We start from the raw sequence: 17,987 nt of genomic DNA on the forward strand, positions 1-17,987 counted from the left end.
ACCGCCGCCCGGGCCCGCAGGCCCGGGCCCTGCCCGCCGTCAGAACGGGATCGAGATGCGCAGCCCGGCGCCGTACTGCTCGGTCGTGTCCGAGAAGCTGCCGAAGGCCTCGGCGCTGAGCACCATGTTCTCGGTCGAGAGCACTTCGAGCCCCAGCCCGACATCGAGATAGAGCCTGTCGAACTGGCTCGTCGCCTCGAATTCCGGCGCGCCTGCCGGCGAGCCGTCGAAGAGCGAGCTGACGCCCGGCGCGGCATCGCTGAGGAACTGCGTCACCCCGAGCGTCAGGCTCGGCCGGTAGAGCGTGCCGTCGCGCCCGGCCCATTCGCCGCCGACCTCCACCGCGGGCTGGATGTTGACATAGGTCTCCGTCGAGCCCGAGATCTGGTGGTTGAACCCCGCCGCCCCGGTCTCGCGGACATTGCCCGCCCTGACCGCATCGACGCCCAGATCGAGCCGCGGCTTGGCGAACCAGCTGCCGAGATCGAGCTGGTACTCGCCGCGGATCTGCCCCGAGACGGTCCAGATCTCCTGGCTGCCGCGGGCGATGTCGCCCAGGAAGAGCTGGCGCTCGACATCGAACGTGCCGTAGCCCGCCGAGAGCGAGGCGGCCAGCAGCGCCGGGCCGAATTCGCGCTTGGCGACCGCGCCCAGATGGAAGACGTCGCCGTCGCTGTCCATCATGCCCGCCTTGTCCAGGCTGCGGCTCTCGTAGGAATAGGCGGCGCCGACGTGCCAGTCATTGCCCAGGTCGACCTGAACGCCCCCCGCCAGGGCGAAGGTGGTCTCCTCGAAGCCCAGGGTCTTCGAGCTGCCATGCTGGGTGAACCGCGAATGCCCCACCCGGATCCAGCTGCACTGGTCCTGGCTGACGAAGCGGTAGCCGCCGGCGCGGTCCGAACAGCTCATCATCGCGTCGGAGAAGCGCAGGCTCGACTGCAGCGAGCTGAACTGGTTGTCGGAATAGACCTCGCCGCTGAGCGAGGCGATGGCGTCGCCATAGACGCCCGGGTCGGTGATATTGACCAGCGCATTGGCCTGCGCGCGGCTCAGCGAGCCGGTGTCGTACATCGCCTGCAGATGGGCGGTCAGCGGCGCGTGGCTGGCCAGCGTCGCCGAGAGCGCGGCGGCGGAGCTGAAATCCAGCTCGTAATCCAGCGCGACCGCATTGGCGGTGTCCCAGTTCAGGCTGTACTGGCCGACCACCGTGGACTCCACCGTCAGGCCGCGATCGGCCAGGCTGCCGCCGGCCGTCAGGAAGGCGCCGGTGGTCTGCTTGCCGCCCGCCGCATTCTCGCCGACATCCATGTTGATTTTCACCGTGCCGTCGAGATCGGCCGTGCCCGTGACCGCGAGCTGGTCGGTCTCGGCCCCCGCGCCGCCGGCCTGGCGCGCCACCACGTCGATCCCCAGCGTGCCGCCGGCGCCCTGGGAGAAATCGCCGGCGAAGGCGGTCCGCGAGACGGTGCCGATGCTGCCCGGGGTGACGAAGCCGGAGTTCGACAGGCTGCCCGCCTCGCCCAGCACCATCTTGGAGCCCAGCAGGAAGACCGCGCCCGCCATGTTGTCGATGGTCACCCCCGCGCCGGTCGTGCCGTCCGAAAGCTGGCTCTGCACCGAGCCCGCGATGGTCCCCAGATTCTGCACCGAAAGCGCGGCGACCCCGTCGGTGCGGATCGCGAAGCCATTGGCGGTGCCGTCGCCATTGGCGATCGTGCCGCCATTGAAGATCAGGTTGTCGAGGCCGTTGCGGATGCCGATCGTCTCGGAGCCCTTCGCCGTGGTGGCGACGGTGGCGCCTTCGGCGACATTGATCCGCACCTTGCCATTGGCGGCGTCCCCGGCACTGGCGCTCTGGGCCAGTGCCGGGGACGCCCGTGCCCGTGGCGATCACGTCGGCATTGGCCGTCACCGTGACATCGCCGCTGGCGTCCTCCTCCCGGCCACCCGAGCCGGACTGGGCGAAGATGGCGTGCGACCGCTCGCCGGTGACGAGGATCGACCCGTTGGCGGTCACCGTCACCGCGCCGGAATCCCCCGCCGCGCCATTGCTGCCGGCGAAGGAGAAGAGGTAGTCGCTCAGCGCGCCGCTGATCCCCGCCACGCCGCCGGCCCCGCCGATCGACTGGGCCATGATGCCATGCGCCCGGTCGCCGGTCGTGTAGATCGTGCCGCTGGTGACGGTGACATCGCCGCCGTTGCCGCCGTCGCCCGCATCGAGCTGCAGCCCGACGCCCACGCCGATATTCAGGTCGAGCCAGTCATAGGTGATGCCGCGCTCGGCATCCCCGGCCGTGCCGCCGCCGCCGCCGACCGACTGGGCGAAGATGCCGATCGCGCCCTCGCCCGAGGTGAAGATCGCGCCGCCGCCGTCGATGGCGACATCGCCGCCATTGCCGCCGCCGCTGCCGCTATTGCCCAGCGAGAGCGCGGAGAAGAGCCCGCCCGTCCCGGCGCCGCCATTGCCGCCGCCGCCGCCCACCGACTGGGCATGGATGCCGAAGGAATGGTCTCCGCCGGTCGCCAGCACGCCGCCATTGGTGACCTGGACCGAGCCGCCATCCGCCGCCGCGCCGCCGGCGCCGCCGATGGCGATGGCGATGCTGGTCGGGCTGGGGATCTGGGTTCCGATCGAGACCAGGCTGGCAATCGTCTTCACCGTGCTGTCGGTGGTCCAGGCCGAAAGGCCCAGGGCGCCGTCGCCGCCCGTGCCGCCGCTGCCGCCGACCGACTGGGCGACGATGGCATGGGCGACATCGCCCTCGGTGACGATCGCGCCGGTATTGCCGATGCCCACCGCGCCGCCGTCGCTGCCCGCGCCGGCCTGGCCGCCGATGTCGAGATTGAGCGTGACGCTGACCTTGGTGTCGCTGCCGTCGGGATTGGAGCAGTTGTAGGCGCCGGTCTTGCCCGCCAGAGCGCAGGCGCCGCTGAGCCCCAGCGAGGTGCTCGAGGTGCTGCCGCCATCGCCGCCGCCGCCGCCGACCGACTGGGCGACGATGCCCTTGGAGCTGCTGCCCGAAGTGAAGATCGAGCCGCTATTGGTCACGCTGACCGCGCCGCCCTGGCCGCCCACGCCGCCCTGGCCGCCGACATTGATGTTCGAGGTCAGGGTCACGCTGGAATTCTGCGTGGCGCCGGTGGCGTTGAGGACGAAATTCGCGGCGCTTCCGGCTGCGCCGCCGCCGCCGCCGATCGACTGGGCGTGGATGCCATTCGATCCGCCCTTCTCGGTCACGATCTGGCCCTGGTTGGCGACCGTCACCGTCTCCGCATCCTGGCCGGTGCCGCCATTGCCGCCGAGATCGACCGTGACCGTGCCCGTGCTGCCGGCAGATTCGGTGAGGGCGCCGGTATAGACCGAGCCGCCGATCCCGCCATTTCCGCCGATCGACTGCGCCAGGATCGCGGCGGCGTTGTAGCCCTTGGTCAGGAGCGACCCGCTATTGGCGACATCGACCGTGCTGCCAGTCGCCCCGGAGCCGCCTGCGCCGCCGATATTGACATGGATATTGGCCGCGCCCTCGCTGCTGAAGGAGGCGCTGACGGAATAGACGTCGCCGCCCGCGCCGCCATTGCCGCCGACCGACTGCGCCAGGATCGCGTGCGAGCCGTAATCCGAGGTCGAGATCGATCCCCCGGCCCCGACCGTGACCGTCCCGGCGGAGCCGCCATCGCCGCCTTCGCCGCCGACCGTCGCCGTCAGGTCGGCGGTCATCTCGCCCGCGGTCAGGCTGCCCTCGATCGACAGGCCGCCGCTGCCGCCCGCGCCGCCGGTGCTCTGCGCGACGATGCCGTGGGAATGCACGCCGGCGGTCGAGAGGGCGGCGCTGGAGGTGACATCGACATTGCCCGCCGTGCCGCCGCTGCCGCCTGCGCCGCCGACGGTCGTGTTGATGTCGCCGATCGCCACGGAGCCGGTGACGCTGCCCTTGGCCGAGCCGCCGCCGCCGCCGACGCTGCGCGCCGCGATCGCCTCGGCATAGCTGCCGGAGGTGGAGATCGCGCCGGCATTGGCGACCGTGACATCCCCCGCGGTGCCGCCGTCGCCGCCCGCGCCGCCGACCGTCGTGTTGACGCCCGCCGCCGATATCGAGCCGCTGACGACGAAGCCCGAGCTGCCGCCGCCGCGCGCCACGCTCTGCGCGACGATGCCGCTGCTATGCGCGCCCGAGGTGGTGATCGCGGCCGAGGAGGCGATATCGACCGTGCCGCCGTCGCCGCTGCTGCCGGCATTGCCGCCGACCGTGGTCTGCACGGTGAAGGACGCGCCCGTCCCGGTATAGGTGGCGCCGCTGTCGCCGCCCGAGCCGCCGATGCTCTTGGCCGAGATGCCCTCGGAATTGTGGCCGGTCGTGGTGATGCTGCCCGAAGCCGCGACCGCCACCGCGCCGCCGTCCCCGCCAATGCCGCCGCCGCCGCCGACCGTGGTGGCGACCGAGCCGGTGCCCGCCACGGCATTGATATTGCCGGTCACGCTCGACGCGCCGCCGCCGCCGCCGATCGACTGGGCGAAGATCCCGCGCGAGGCGTTGCCGGCCGTCGTGACGGCGCCATGCGAGGCGGCAAGGACCGCGCCGCCATTGCCGCCCGCCCCGCCGCTCTGGCCGATCGTGGTCGAGACATTGCCGACCGTCAGCCCGGTGATGTTCAGCGTCTGGCCGGACTGGCCGCCGCCGCCGCCGATGCTCATGGCCGTGACCGCATTGGAATTGTTCCCGGTCGTGCTGGTCAGGGCGCCGAAGGTCTCGGCGCGGACATCGCCGCCCGAGCCGCCCTTGCCGCCGGTGCTGCCGAGATCGACGCTGACCGTCGCGGGCCCGTTCGAGACCGAGATGACCTGGCCGCCGCTGCCGCCGCCGCCGCCGACCGACTTGGCGATGATCGCGCCGGAATTCCGGCCCTCCGTGGTGACGGACGCGCCGGTCACGACCGTGACCTCGCCGCCGTCGCCGCCATCGCCGCCCGCACCGCCAAGCGCGATGCTGACATCGCCGACCGAGATCGCCTGGCCGCCATCGCCGCCGCCCCCGCCGACCGAGAGCGCGAAGATGCCGCGCGCCAGGTCGCCGGTCGTCGACAGCGTGTAGCCCGCGCCGCCCGCGCCCTGGGTCGCGATGTCGAAGGGGCCGAGATCGTAGTAGCTGACATCGCCGCCATCGCCGCCGCCGCCGCCGGTGCCCCCGGCCGAGATCGAGACCACCCCGTCCGGCGCCGTCGCCCAGGCGCCGTCGCCGCCGCCCCCGCCGGTGCTGTGCAGGAAGATCGCGTCGGCATGGTCGCCGGATGTCGCGATATCGCCGCTGGAGAGCGCCGTGACATCGCCCCCGTCGCCGCCATCGCCGCCATTGCCGCCGATCGCCACCGCGCCGCCCGTGCCATTGGCCGTGCCGCCGCCGCCGCCGACGCTCTGGACATGCAGCCCGTCGGCATAGTCGCCCGCAGTGGTGATGGCCAGGGCGCTTTCGACGGTGGCCGCGCCGCCGTCGCCGCCGCTGCCCGATGTGCCGCCGATGCCGACGATCCCGCCCGCGCCGCCGCCATCGCCGCCGCCGCCGCCGACCGATTTCGCGGTGATCCCGCGGCTGGCCGCGCCCTGCGTGGTGATGCTGCCGGTGCCTGCCACCACCGTGACTGCGCCGCCATTGCCGCCGGCCGAGCCCTCGCCGCCAAGCGTACCGATGCCGCCCGTGCCCGATCCCTGGCCGCCGCCGCCGCCGATCGACTGGGCGATGACCCCGCTCGCATGGTCGCCCGCGGTCTTCAGCGACACGTCCTCATCGAGCGCCACCGTCACCGCGCCGCCGTCGCCCGCGCTCTGCGCGCCCGCGCCATAGGCCAGGAAGCCGTCCGCCGTGCCCGCATTGCCGCTGAAGCCGCCGATGCTCTGGGCGATGATCGCATTGGCCGCGGTCCCCGCAGTCGTGATCGTGCCGCCGAAATCGATGCCGATCGTGCCGCCCGGGCTGCCGCCCCCGGCCGCGCCGCCCTTGCCGTCGCCGATCACGCCGGTGCCCTGGCCGCCATTGCCGCCCGCGCCGCCATAGCTGCGCGCCAGGATGCCCTGCGCATGGTCGCCGGCTGTCGACAGATCGGCCTCGACATCGATCGCCACCGTGCCGCCATTGGCGCCGCCCTGGCCGCCGTCGCCGCCGGTGCCCGTGCCCGCCGTGGTGGAGCCGGCCCCGCCATTGCCGCCCTGCCCGGCCAGCGCCTCGGCGCGGATCGCATGCTGGGCGCCGGTGCCGGTGGTGGTGATCGCGGTCCGCGCCGTGGTGGCGACCGTCACCGATCCGGCCGCGCCGCCGGTGCCGCCGGTCCCGGCCGTGACATTGCCCGCTCCGGTCCCGGCCGTGCCGCCGCTGCCGCCCTTGCCGCCCAGGCTCTGGGCCAGCACGGCCGCGGCCGAGGCGCCGCCCTGGGTGATCGTGCCGCCGCCGAGCGTCACCGTCGCGTCGCCGCCCGCCCCGCCGGTGCCGCCATTGCCGCCATGCGCGGCCGCCGCGCCGGCCTTGCCCGCGCCGCCCGCCCCTGCATCGCCGCCCGCCGAGCTGGCCCGGATGGCCGTCGCGCCGCCGCCGGAGACGTCGAGCACGGCGCCGCCGAGCAGTGCCGAGACCGTGCCCCCCGCGCCGCCATCGCCGCCGCGGCCGCCATTGCCGGCGCCATTGGCGTTGATGTCGTCCTGGCCGTCGCCGCCCGATCCGCCCTGGCCGCCCGTGCTTTCCGCCAGCATCGCGACCGAATGGCTGCCCGAGACGGTGACCGTGCCGCTATCCACCCGGACCGACGCGCCGTCGCCCGCGCCGCCCGCGCCCCCGGCCCCGCCGGTGACCGACCGGTCGCCCGAGACCGCCATGGCGCCGTTGCCGCCATTGCCGCCGGCCGAGGTGGCGAAGACCCCGCGCCCGTAGCTGCTGGTGACGGTGACCGTGCCGGCCTGCATCCGCGCCGAGCTGCTGCCGCCGCCGCCGCCATCGCCGCCATGCCCGGCCGTCGCCTCGGCCAGGTCGCTGCGCGCGACGCCGCCATTGCCGCCCTGCCCGCCGAGCGAGGCCGCGCCAAGCGCCCAGCCGCTGCTGCCCTCGATGGTGACCGAGCCGTCGAGCATCGTCGCGTCGGCCGCTTCGCCTTCGCCGCCGCGGCCGCCATTGCCGGCGGAGGCATTGTCGGTGAAGGCATGCGCGCTGCCGCCATTGCCGCCGCGGCTGCCGGTCGAGGAGGCGAGGATGCCGGCGCCGAGATCGCCGGTGTTCTTGACGAGCCCCTGGTCGAAGGTGACGCTGGCATGGCCTCCGCCGCCGCCGTCCCCGCCCGCTGCGGCCGTCCCTGCCGCATCCCCGGCATCGCCGCCGCCCCCGCCGACCGAACTGGCAAGGACCGCCGTCGAGTTCTGGCTTACCATCGACACGTAGCCGGAGGAGAAATGCACGGTCGCCGAGCCCGCCTCGTTGCCCGCGCCGCCGCCCGAGCCGTTCCGGGCGGAGGACACGGCTGCGGCGCCGTCCATGAAATGCCCTGCCGCGCCGTTGATGCCATAGCTGCCGCCGTCGAAATTCATCGTCACGCCGAACTGGAAGTCCGACCACAGGACAAGCGCGCCGACCTGGTTCTGCGGCGTCTCGATATCGCCGGAGAGGTTCTCGACATTGACGGTCAGCAGCGGGTCGCCAAAGACAATCGCGTTCTGGTATTCGACGCCCTTGCCCCCCCAGAGGTCGCCTGTGCAGGTCGCGACCCCGTCCGAAACGGAGCAGTCGGCCAGTGCCGGCGTCTGCATCAAGGTCCCGGTCGACGCCATCGCCGCGGAAATGAAAAATCTGTATCGCAGCATGAAACCGGTCCGCCCTGAGAAATTTTGTCGTAGGACGAACCAAGAAAACCCAATTGGATCAATGGCCGATGGGTATAATTTCGGTATAAGGTCCCGCTGCGGAAATTATACTTTCCGCAAGGATAAGAGAAACATTTAATTAATTCATTGTCTTGCCGGGAGAGCCATTCCGGCCGCGGCAAAACGGCCGGAGCGCGCGCTAGAGATCGTCGAGCGAGGCGATGAAGCTGGAGAAGAGCTCGCCCTGCGAGCTGACGCCGAGCTTGCCGTAGATGTTGCGGCGGTGGATCCGCACCGTGCCGGGCGCGATCCCCAGCGCGCGGCCGGTCGCCTCGGCGGAATGGCCCTTCAGCGTGTATTCGACGATCTCCGCCTCGCGCGGGGTCAGAAGGTTGCGCCCGAATCTCTGGAACGCGTCCTCGATCAGCCGCGGCAGGCGCGGCCCGTCCAGCGGCGCCCGGTCGGAGAAGTCCGCCGCCAGCCCGGTCCAGTGACGGCGCGAGGCCGCCGCGACGAAGGGAAAGATCGCCTGCAGATCGCGGAATTCGCGCGCCGAAAAGGCCCGGTGCTCGCGCATGGCCGATATCACGACGCTCACTTCTTCACCGACATCGACGATAAAGCCTATTTCTTCGGCAAGCCCGGTCTGGATATAGTAGTTCCTGAAATATTCAGCCTGGTAGAACCGGTCGGGCGCAAGCTCGCGCAGGCGCACCAGGCGCGACGTCGTGGGGGCGGCGGAATGCAGATAGAACGGGTCCAGGAGATACGGCCCCTCCTGGTAGTCATCGACCATCACCCGCCGCTTTGCCGCGGGGAAATCGTCATAGATATCAAGGGGCCGGCTGTCCCTGAAATAGCCGAACACCACCGTGAACTCGAACGGCACGACGCAGCGCATCGCGTCGGTCAGCGCGCGGGGAAAGGCCTGGGTGCCAAGCGCGTCGACCACCGCCGCGCTGCCCGCCACCCAGTCTTCCATCAGAGGTTTAACCGCCATCTATGCCCTTTGTGATATATACAGCCAGAGGCTCATTACGTACCAATTCTGGAAATTACGGCATATGCGTCCCCGGGCAAGGCAAATCCGGAGAGAGGCTGCCGGAAGGGTAAGCCGGACCAGGGAACAGGATGATTCAGGAACCGATCATGGAGCGCGCCGCCAGCATGCAAGTCCGCCCCGAGGAGACCGTGGCAGAGTTCGTCGGCGCGTCGAAGCGCTATGGCGAGGTGCTGGCCGCCGACCGCATCGACCTGCGCATCCGCCGCGGCGAGTTCCTGTCCTTCCTCGGCCCCTCGGGCTGCGGCAAGACCACGGCGCTGCGGATGCTGGCGGGGTTCGAGAGCCCGACCGGCGGCGCTGTGCTGATCGACGGGCGCGATGTCGGCGCGATCCCCGCCTATCGCCGCCCGGTGAACATGGTCTTCCAGCATTATGCGCTCTTCCCGCACATGACGGTGGCCGAGAATGTCGGCTACGGGCTGCGCCAGCGCCGCCCGCGCATGGCGCGCCGCGAGATCGCGGAAAAGGTGGAAAAGGCGCTGGCGACGGTGCGGCTCGACGCCTTCGGCCCGCGCCGCATCTGGGAGATGTCCGGCGGCCAGCAGCAGCGCGTCGCGCTCGCGCGCGCCATCGTCAACGAGCCGAAGATCCTGCTTCTGGACGAGCCGATGGCCGCGCTCGACGCCAAGCTGCGCGGCGAGATGCAGCGCGAGCTGCTGGATCTGCAGCGGAGCCTGGGCATCACCTTCGTCCTCGTCACCCATGACCAGGAAGAGGCGCTGGCGATGTCGGACCGCATCTGCATCATGGGCAAGGGCCGGATCGCCCAGATCGGCAGCCCGCAGGAGCTCTATGACCGGCCCGCGAACCGCTATGTCGCGGATTTCGTCGGCAAGGCGAATATCCTTTCCGCGCAGATCGCCTCCCGCGAGGGCGGACTGGCGCAGGCGGTGCTGGGCAATGGCGCCGCCGTGACCGTGGCCGACGCGCCCGGGGCCGCCGCCACGGAGGCCGAGATCGCCGTGCGCCCCGAGGCGCTGAGCCTCGCCGCGGCCGGTGCGCCGCTGCCCGAGGGGATGACGGCGCTCCCGGCGAGGGTCACGCACCGCACCTTCCTCGGCGATCACACCGAATACCTGCTGGAGGCCCCTCGCGTGGGCGCCCTGCAGGTCAATGTCCCGCGACAGGCCGAAAGAGCCGCGGGCGGGCACGGCATGGGCGCAGAGGTCCATGTCCTCTGGCCGGCGGGGGCGGGGCTGGTCCTCGCCGCCGGCTGACCGAGCCAACCAGGTCCAACAAGGGAAATCCGAGATGAAAGACGATCACAAGCCGATCTCGCGAAAGGCATTCATGGACGAGCTGGCCCGCTACCGGAAAGGGTCGGTGACGCGCCGCCACTTCCTCGGCGTGACGGGCCTGGGCACCGCGATGGCGGTGATGGGCGGGACGCTGCCGCGCATGGCGCGCGCCCAGGACATCGGCAACCGCGTGGTGCTGGCCACCTGGCCGAACTACCATGACCCGGCCGATTTCGACGCCTTCACCGACGCCACCGGCGCCTACACCCAGGTCAATGTCTTCGGCTCCAACGAGGAGATGCTGGCCAAGATCCAGGCCGGCGGTTCGGGCTGGGACGTCTTCGTGCCCACGAACTACGCGATCCCGACCTATGTCGAGGCCGGGCTGATCGAGCCCCTCGACCTGTCGAAGATCCCGAATTACGACCCCGCCTCCTACGATCCGCGCTTTGCCGAGGCCGGGACGATCGACGGCACCGTCTACGGCGTGCCGAAGAACTGGGGCACCACCGGCATCGCCTTCAATTCCGACAAGACCGGCGGCGTCGTGGACAGCTGGAAGACCTTCTTCGACGGCGCCCGCGACCAGTTCGACGGCCGCGTGATGGTGCATGACTACCAGCTGACGACCATCGGCAACGCGCTGGTCTATCACGGCTTCAGCTTCAACTCGGTCGATCCGGCCGAGCTCGCCAAGGCAGAGGAGCTGCTGATCGACGTCAAGCCGCATCTCTACGCCATCTCCTCGGACTACCAGCCCGCGATGAGGAACGGCGATGCCTGGCTGACCATGTGCTGGACCGGCGACGGCAAGCAGATGAACACAGACATGCCCGAGATCGGCTTCGCCCTCGGCAAGGAAGGCGGCGAGATCTGGTCGGACTACTACGCCATCCCGAAGGACGCGCCGCACAAGGAGGCGGCCTATGCGCTGATCAACTTCCTGCTCGATCCGGAAGTGAACGCGCGCGAGGCGCTGGCCCATGGCTATCCGGTGGCCGACAGCCGCACCAACGCGCTGCTGCCGCAGGAGCTTCTGGACGATCCGATCATCTATCCGGCCGCCGAGGCGCTGAGCCCGCTGGAATTCGGCGCCGCCGTCACGCTGACCGATCCGAACCGGGCCGAGCTGATGGCGCGGTTCAAGTCCGCCTGAGGGGAGAGGGACGATGGCCATGACGCGATCCCGCGCGCGGGCGCTCCTGCTGACGCCGGCGGGGCTGTGGTATGCGGCGATGCTGCTGATGCCGCTGGCCGTCGTCCTGATCTTCTCCTTCGGGGAGCGCAGCCAGATCGGCGGCTACGCCCCCGGCTTCACGCTGGAGCAGTATGCCAACCTGCCGGCCCGCTTCGCCGCCTTCCGCAACACGCTGACGCTGGCGCCCTTGGGCACGCTGGCCTCGCTGCTGATCGCCTATCCGCTGGCCTACTACCTCGCCGTGAAGGTCAGCCCGAAATGGAAGACGATGCTGCTGGTCCTGGTGATCGTGCCCTTCTGGACCTCGATCCTGATCCGCTCCTACGCCTGGATCTTCCTTCTGGGCGGCAAGGGCATCCCGGCGCTTCTCGCCATGGCCGGGCTCGAGGACGTACGGCTCCTGAATACGCCCTTCGCGGTGCTCGTCGGCATCGTCTACGGCTACCTGCCGCTGATGGTCTTCCCGATCTACGTGGCACTCGAGAAGCTCGACAAGCGCCTGCTGGAAGCCGCGGCCGATCTGGGCACGCCGCCCTGGCGCGCCTTCGTGCAGATCACCCTGCCCCTGTCCATGCCGGGCGTGCTGACCGGATCGATGCTGGTCTTCATCCTCCTGATGGGCGAGTTCCTGATCCCCTCGATCCTCGGTGGCGGCAAGGTGTTCTTCGTCGGCAACGCCCTCGTCGACCTCTTCCTGCAGTCGCGCAACTGGCCCTTCGGCTCGGCTGTCGCGGTGGGGCTGGTCGTGGTGATGCTGGTGGTGGTCGGGCTCTATACCCGCGCGGCCAAACGCTTCGGCGTCGGCCGCGACGATGCCGCGCTGATGTGAGGTCGTCATGAGACTCTACGCAATGGCGGTCTACGCCTTCCTCTACCTGCCGATCGCGATCATCGCGCTCTTCTCCTTCTCGGCGGGGCGCTCCGCCTCCTCGATGCAGGGCTTTTCGCTGACTTGGTACGGCCGGGCGCTGAACAACCCCTTCGTGATGGAGGCGCTCTGGACCTCGGTGAAGGTCGCGTTCCTCTCGGCCTGCCTCGCCACCGTCGTGGGCACCATGGCGGCGCTGGCGCTCACCGGCATGAAGGGGCGCGTGCGCAGGGTCTTCGATCTGGCCGTGCAGATCGCGGTGATGATCCCCGGCATCGTCATCGGCATCGCCACGCTGATCGCGCTGGTCACGGTCTTCGACCTGGTGAACCCGTGGTTCGAGCCGCTGACCGGCATGAAGCTGTCGCTCGGCACCGGCTCGCTGATCGGGGCGCACGGGCTCTTCACCATGTCGCTGGTCGTACTGCTGGTGCGCGGGCGGATGGAGACGCTGGACCCCGCGCTGGTGGAGGCCTCGAACGATCTCGGCGCCACGCCCTTCGGCACTTTCCGGCAGGTGACCTTTCCGCAGATCCTGCCCGCGATCATGGCCGGGTTCCTGCTGGCCTTCACCTTCAGCTTCGACGATTTCATCATCGCCTTCTTCGTCGCGGGCGCCGAGACGACGCTGCCGATCTACGTGTTCTCCTCGATCCGGCGCGGCGTCACCCCAGAAATCAACGCGATCGGCACCATGGTGATGGCCGCCTCGCTTCTCGTCCTGATCGGCGCGCAGCTCATGCTGCGCCGGTCGCAGGCGCAGCCGCGCCGCTGATCCATCCCGGGAGACTGACAAGATGAAAGACCGTGTCGCACTCGTGACCGCGGCCGGATCCGGCATCGGCCGCGCCGGCGCGATCGCCATGGCAGGCGAAGGCGCCACCGTGATCGCCACCGATCTGGACGGCGCGCTCGCCGCCGAGACCCTGGCGCTGATCGAGGCCGCGGGCGGGCGCGGCGAGGCCCGCGCGCTCGATGTCCGCGACGATGCCGCGGTGGAGGCGGAGATCGCCCGCGCCGCGCGGGATCACGGGCGGCTCGACGTGCTCCACAGCCATGCCGGCATCCAGATCGCCGGAAAGGCCGAGGAGGTCACCCCCGCGCAGATGGATGCCGCCTGGGCGCTGAACGTGCGGGCGCATTTCGTCGCCTGCCGCGCGGCGATCCCGGTGATGCGGGCGCAGGGCGGCGGCTCGGTGATCGTCACGGCGTCGAATTCCGGCTGCCAGTTCGACCGCGGCATGGTCTCCTACGCGACCACGAAACACGCCGCGGTGGCGATGGTGAAGCAGATGGCGGCGGATTACGCGCGCGAGAACATCCGCTTCAACGCGCTCTGCCCGGGCTTTGTCGACACGCCGTTCAATGCCGGGTTCGAACGCCAGATGGGCGGGCGCGCCGAGCTGGAAAGCTACGTCGCGGACACGATCCCGATGGGCCGCTGGGCCGGGGTGGAGGAGATCGCCGAGGGCATCCTCTATCTCGCCTCGGACCGCTCGCGCTTCGTCACCGGGCTGGCGCTGGTGATCGACGGCGGCGAGATCCTGTAGTCAGCCGGGCGGCGGGGCGCACATCAGATCGGCGAAGCCGCCGATGAACTCGCTGCCCTTCGGGAAGTGGTCCGAGCTGCCGCGCGCCGCCGCGGCGATCGCGGCGGGCAGCGCCTCCGCCCCCTGCAGCGCCTCGAAGAGCGGCACCCAGGCCAGGTAGTGGCGCGAGCGGTGATAGCCGCGCAGGAAGCCCGTATCGATCGCGAAAGGGTCGGTCCCGTGCGCCGGATGCGGGTACATGTTGCGCCGCGACCAGGGATGCAGCAGCTCGGGCTGCCCGGCGATCCGGCCGAGCGCCCCGACCGCCAGGGCAAGCCGCGCGGCCTCGGCCTCCGGCAGGCTGCCCTCGTGGCGCAGCGCCATCGACTGGAAGCGGACGATCAGCATCACCGCGAGGTTGCAGTACCAGCCCGCACTGGCGCCGCGGACGGCCTCGTGCACCGGAATGCCCTCGGGCGAGAGGCTGCCGAGATAGCGCGCATAGCCCGCCCGCGCCTCCGCCCAGGCCGCCGGTTCCTCCGCCAGGATGCCGTAGAGCCCCAGCGCCGCCGCCTTCATCAGCACGTGGTTGTTGCGGGTGCTGAGCTTCAGCGGGTCGCCGCCATCGGGCGCCGCCCTGGCGAAGCGGCCCACCAGGCCGGCAGAGCGCGGCGCGATGCCCGGCAGCCCGGCCAGATCGGCGCTGGCCAGCACGGCGAAAAGCGTCCGGGCGCCGAGGAACTCCGCCTCGGCGCCGGTCTCCGGCGCGACATGCGCCTCGAGCGCGGACAGGATCGCCTCGGCCCGTGCCGCCAGGGGCGCGGGGTCGCCCGGCGCCGCGCAATGGTCATGGACCGCCGCCATCAGCCCGAAGACCGCCTGCCCGAACCAGGCCTCCCGCCCGGCGGCGCCCGGCAGCATCGGACCCGGCGCGGCCGTCGCGCCGATCCGCGCCGACAGCGGCAGGGGCAGCGGCCCGGCGCGCAGGACCGATCCGCCCGCCCGCACCCGCTCAGCCGAAATCGGCATGGATCCACTGCTGGATGCGCTCGTTGATCGCTTCGCGCTTCGCCTCGTCGAACCCCGCCAGCGCCGCGTTGAACTGCTCCAGCGAATAGGCATGGCCCTGGAAGGCGGCGAGCCCGTACCAGAAGGCCGCCTCCTCCATGTCCGTCTCGCGGCCCTGGCCCCGGCGGTACATGTCGCCGAGATTGGTATAGGCCGAGCGCCGCCGCAGCTGGGCGGCCCGGCGGAACAGGTCATAGGCATGGGCATAGTCGGTCTCGACCCCTTGCCCCTTGAGATAGGCCGTGCCGAGATTGACCATCGCCGAGGCATCGCCCAACTGCGCGCCCTCCTCGAAATTCTCGTTCGCCCTGGCCGGATCCGCAGGGACGCCCAGACCGTCGCGGTAGAGGATGCCGAGCCGGTCGAAGGCCGAAGGGTAGTCCTGCGCCGCCGAGCGCTCCAGCCAGAGCCGCGCCCGCTCCAGATCGGGCGGCATCGTGTCCGTGCCCGTCAGGTAGATCACCCCGGCATTGTAGGCATCCTCGGGATGGCCGCGCTCGGCCGCCTTCAGGAACCATTCCAGCGCGGTGTCCATGTTGCGCTCGACGCCGCTGCCCTGCTTGTAGTGGTTGCCGATATTGTGGAAAGCGCCGGTATAGCCGGTCTCGGCCGCGCGATGGTTCAGCGCCAGCGCCTCCTCGTACTGCCCGGCCTTCAGGAGCGCCCGCGCCAGCAGCGTCATCAGCCGCGCATTCTCCGGATCCCGGTTCAGCGAGGCGCGGCAGGCGGGGATCGCGATCGCCGGGCGCAGGAGCGCGTAGTCGATGCCCGGCGTCACCCGGTCGGGATCCGAGGGGTGGCCCGCGGCGATGTCGCATTCGGTCGGCCGCAGCGCCTCGGGCGTCTCAGCCTCCGGCAGCAGGAAGATGTCGCGCGTCAGCGAGGAGTTCTCCCACGGGATCTGCGCATGCCCGGTCGCGCCGATCACCAGCGAGCGGGTCAGCTTGAAGACCGACTCGATGCCGAGCCCGGGCCGCGCAAGCGCCTGCGACAGCGCCCAGGCATAGGGGCTGTGCTCGCCCGGCCTGCCGTCGCTCGAGACCTCGCCCGGCGCGGTGGAATAGGCGACGAGATTGCCGGTGAAGCGGATCCGGGTCGGCGCGAGGCCGCGGATCTCGGTCTGCCCGCCAAAGGTGCGGTTGGCGGCCTTGGCGAAGGGATTGTTGCGGCAGGCGTCGAAGATGAAGATATTGGCCAGGCTGTCGCGCTCGGCCAGCAGTGTCAGCAGGTTCGAGGCGGAGAGCGAGATCAGCCGCAGATCCGAGAGCTCCTCGGGATCGGCATCGACCGGGATGAAGTAGTTCTCGCCCTGCCACTGCACCCCGTGCCCGGCGAAGAAGACCAGCACGATGCCGCCCTTGGGCAGGCCGCGGGCAAAGCCCAGCAGCGCCTGCGAAAGCTCGATCTGCGTCGCGTTCTCGACCCGGGTCACGACGAAGCCCAGCCCTTCGAGCGTGTCGCCGATCAGCGCCGCATCGCCCGCCGCATTGGCCAGGTCGCGGGTGTCGCCCTGGTAGTCCTGGTTGCCGATCACCAGCGCATGGCGCGGCACGTCGCCGGCCAGCACCTCGATCTCCTGCGCCGCCGCCCGGAACCCGCCCGGCGCGGGCAGAGCCGCCACCAGGACGGCGCAGGCCAGCCGGAACAGCAGGGAGGCCAGCCGCCGCGCGGGCCGGATCCGGGTCGCCCTGGCAATGGATAGGTTCATCGATGGCCTCCTGATCCCTGCTTCGGCCCCCGCCCGCCCTGTCCTCCGGCGGCCCGCGCGACGGCATCCCGCGATCGCGCCGCCCGGCCCGAGAGTAGCATGGACAGCGGCAGGGACCGCGCGGGATCTGGCCCGGATCCGCGCCGCGCCACGGGGACCGGTCCAACAAGATCCCACAGCCCCGCGAGTCCTGTCCCGCCCGTCCCGGCGCGGATGTCATGCGCCGCGGCGGCCCCGTCCGGGATCCTGGGCAACCGCCGATGCGACCCGGACCTGTCCCGCAACCGGGCCTCTGCACGTGCCCGGCCGCCTCCGCCCGCCTTCGGCCTCTCTTCGAGCCACCCGCGCAGATCTTCCGGCGTCCCGGCCAGCTGGACAGCTTGCAGGCGCGTCGCGGCAAAGCGCGCATCCGCGGCCGGCCCGGCCCCGCGGCCAGGGACAATCGCCTCCGGATGCTGATCGCCATCGCCGCCCGCCCCAGCCCGCGGAACCGCTTGCACGCGCAAGGCCGGGCGCGCCCCGCTCATGACGCCCGCCGCTTGCTGATGAGGATGTCGGCGACGCAGGCGCAGCTGTCGCGGCTGCAGCGGATCGAGGCGATCGGCAGCGTCAGCGGCCCGCCCATCCGGCCGATCACCCCGCCGGTGCCGCAGACCGCACGCAGGATCTCGCCCGAGGCCTTCACCCGCAGCGATTCCACCCCCGCCTCGCAGCGCCAGCCCTTCCAGCGGTTCTGCCCCGCGACCAAGAGGTCATTGGCGCGCCAGCGCTCCGCCGTGCCGTCCTCGGCGACAAGCTCCATGACGCTGCGCGGCAGCGTGGCGCGCGGGTCGGGCGCCCGCGACACCCGCTCGGAGAGCTGCGCGAGCTGCGCCGGGGAATAGTCGTAGAGCGCCGTGCCGAAGCCCTTGCGCAGGGGCTTCAGCGTGATCGAGGCGCCCGGCGCCGCTTCGGCGATCTCTCCGGCGCGCGCGCGGATCGCGTCGAAGCGCGCGGGATGCATGGTGACATTGACATGCAGGGGCAGCCTGTCCGAGAGCAGCCGGCAGACCTCGAGAAAGGCCGCGTGATCGGCGAATTCATCGTGGTAGGTCAGGATCGCGCTGTCGAGCAGGCCCGCCGCCTTCTTCCAGAAGCGCAAGGTGCGCGAGCCGTTGCTGACGACGCTCTGGAGGAAGCCGCGGGCGCGGGATTCGGCCATGATCTCGGAGAAGCCCGGATAGCTCGTCGGCTCGCCGCCGGTGAATTGCAGCCAGACCGAGCGGCCGAGCCCCTCGGCGTAATGCGCGGCCAGCCGGTCCATCAGCGCGATCACGTCCTCGCGCCGCTGCCAGGGGACGGAGCCGTCATGCAGCGCCGCCGGGCAGTAGCTGCAGGCATGGTTGCAGGCATTGCCGAGCATCCAGTCGACCAGCACGACACCGGCATGGGCAGGCTCGGCATGGCGCAGGGCGGCGGCCGGCCGGGGGGTCTGGCGCATC

Annotated in this window: 11 protein-coding genes; 5 read left to right on the forward strand and 6 right to left on the reverse strand. The window is 71.0% G+C overall.

Translation table 11 applies throughout. From position 1 onward, the window contains the following. Positions 1-39: 39 nt before the first annotated feature. From FGX59_RS39335 to FGX59_RS19820, 3 genes are all read right to left on the reverse strand, one after another. Positions 40-843, reverse strand: a complete 804-nt coding sequence (locus FGX59_RS39335) for an autotransporter domain-containing protein (RefSeq protein ID WP_255471611.1) — start codon at positions 841-843, stop codon at positions 40-42. Continuing rightward, complete coding sequence (locus tag FGX59_RS37655) at positions 740-7,834, reverse strand: hypothetical protein (protein ID WP_171060737.1); 7,095 nt, start codon at positions 7,832-7,834, stop codon at positions 740-742. Before FGX59_RS37655 ends, FGX59_RS39335 begins: the two co-directional genes overlap by 104 nt. Positions 7,835-8,033: 199 nt before the next feature. Next, positions 8,034-8,834: a helix-turn-helix transcriptional regulator gene (locus tag FGX59_RS19820; RefSeq protein WP_240722593.1), complete on the reverse strand. Its 801-nt coding sequence runs from the start codon at positions 8,832-8,834 to the stop codon at positions 8,034-8,036. A 167-nt stretch (positions 8,835-9,001) separates the two neighbouring features. Between FGX59_RS19820 and FGX59_RS19825 the strand changes: the two genes are divergently transcribed. The 5 genes from FGX59_RS19825 to FGX59_RS19845 are packed head-to-tail and all read left to right on the forward strand — an operon-like array spanning position 9,002 to position 13,751. Beyond that, entirely contained in the window at positions 9,002-10,114 is a 1,113-nt protein-coding gene (locus FGX59_RS19825) for an ABC transporter ATP-binding protein (protein ID WP_138468888.1), read from the forward strand. A 34-nt stretch (positions 10,115-10,148) separates the two neighbouring features. Then, on the forward strand, positions 10,149-11,291 hold the full coding sequence (locus tag FGX59_RS19830) for a PotD/PotF family extracellular solute-binding protein (RefSeq protein ID WP_138468862.1): 1,143 nt from the start codon (positions 10,149-10,151) through the stop codon (positions 11,289-11,291). A 19-nt stretch (positions 11,292-11,310) separates the two neighbouring features. Beyond that, on the forward strand, positions 11,311-12,162 hold the full coding sequence (locus FGX59_RS19835) for an ABC transporter permease (protein WP_240722595.1): 852 nt from the start codon (positions 11,311-11,313) through the stop codon (positions 12,160-12,162). A gap of 7 nt (positions 12,163-12,169) precedes the next feature. Further along, positions 12,170-12,976 carry an ABC transporter permease gene (locus tag FGX59_RS19840; protein ID WP_138468864.1) on the forward strand — a complete coding sequence of 269 codons (807 nt, stop codon included), beginning with the start codon at positions 12,170-12,172 and terminating at the stop codon, positions 12,974-12,976. Positions 12,977-12,998: 22 nt separating this feature from the next. Then, entirely contained in the window at positions 12,999-13,751 is a 753-nt protein-coding gene (locus tag FGX59_RS19845; protein WP_138468865.1) for an SDR family NAD(P)-dependent oxidoreductase, read from the forward strand. Here FGX59_RS19845 and FGX59_RS19850 read toward each other — a convergent pair whose 3' ends face one another. The 3 genes from FGX59_RS19850 to FGX59_RS19880 all read right to left on the reverse strand — a co-directional run bounded on the left by FGX59_RS19850 (position 13,752) and on the right by FGX59_RS19880 (position 17,986). Further along, positions 13,752-14,759 carry an alginate lyase family protein gene (locus FGX59_RS19850; protein ID WP_171060738.1) on the reverse strand — a complete coding sequence of 336 codons (1,008 nt, stop codon included), beginning with the start codon at positions 14,757-14,759 and terminating at the stop codon, positions 13,752-13,754. Beyond that, positions 14,743-16,506 carry a caspase family protein gene (locus FGX59_RS37660; protein WP_171060739.1) on the reverse strand — a complete coding sequence of 588 codons (1,764 nt, stop codon included), beginning with the start codon at positions 16,504-16,506 and terminating at the stop codon, positions 14,743-14,745. The genes FGX59_RS19850 and FGX59_RS37660 overlap by 17 nt, the downstream gene beginning before the upstream one ends. Before the next feature lie 523 nt (positions 16,507-17,029). Further along, positions 17,030-17,986 carry a radical SAM protein gene (locus FGX59_RS19880; protein WP_206078394.1) on the reverse strand — a complete coding sequence of 319 codons (957 nt, stop codon included), beginning with the start codon at positions 17,984-17,986 and terminating at the stop codon, positions 17,030-17,032. Between the last annotated feature and the right edge of the window lies 1 nt (position 17,987).

The organism is Poseidonocella sp. HB161398, assembly GCF_005870025.1.
In the GTDB taxonomy this organism is placed as follows: Bacteria; Pseudomonadota; Alphaproteobacteria; order Rhodobacterales; family Rhodobacteraceae; genus Mangrovicoccus.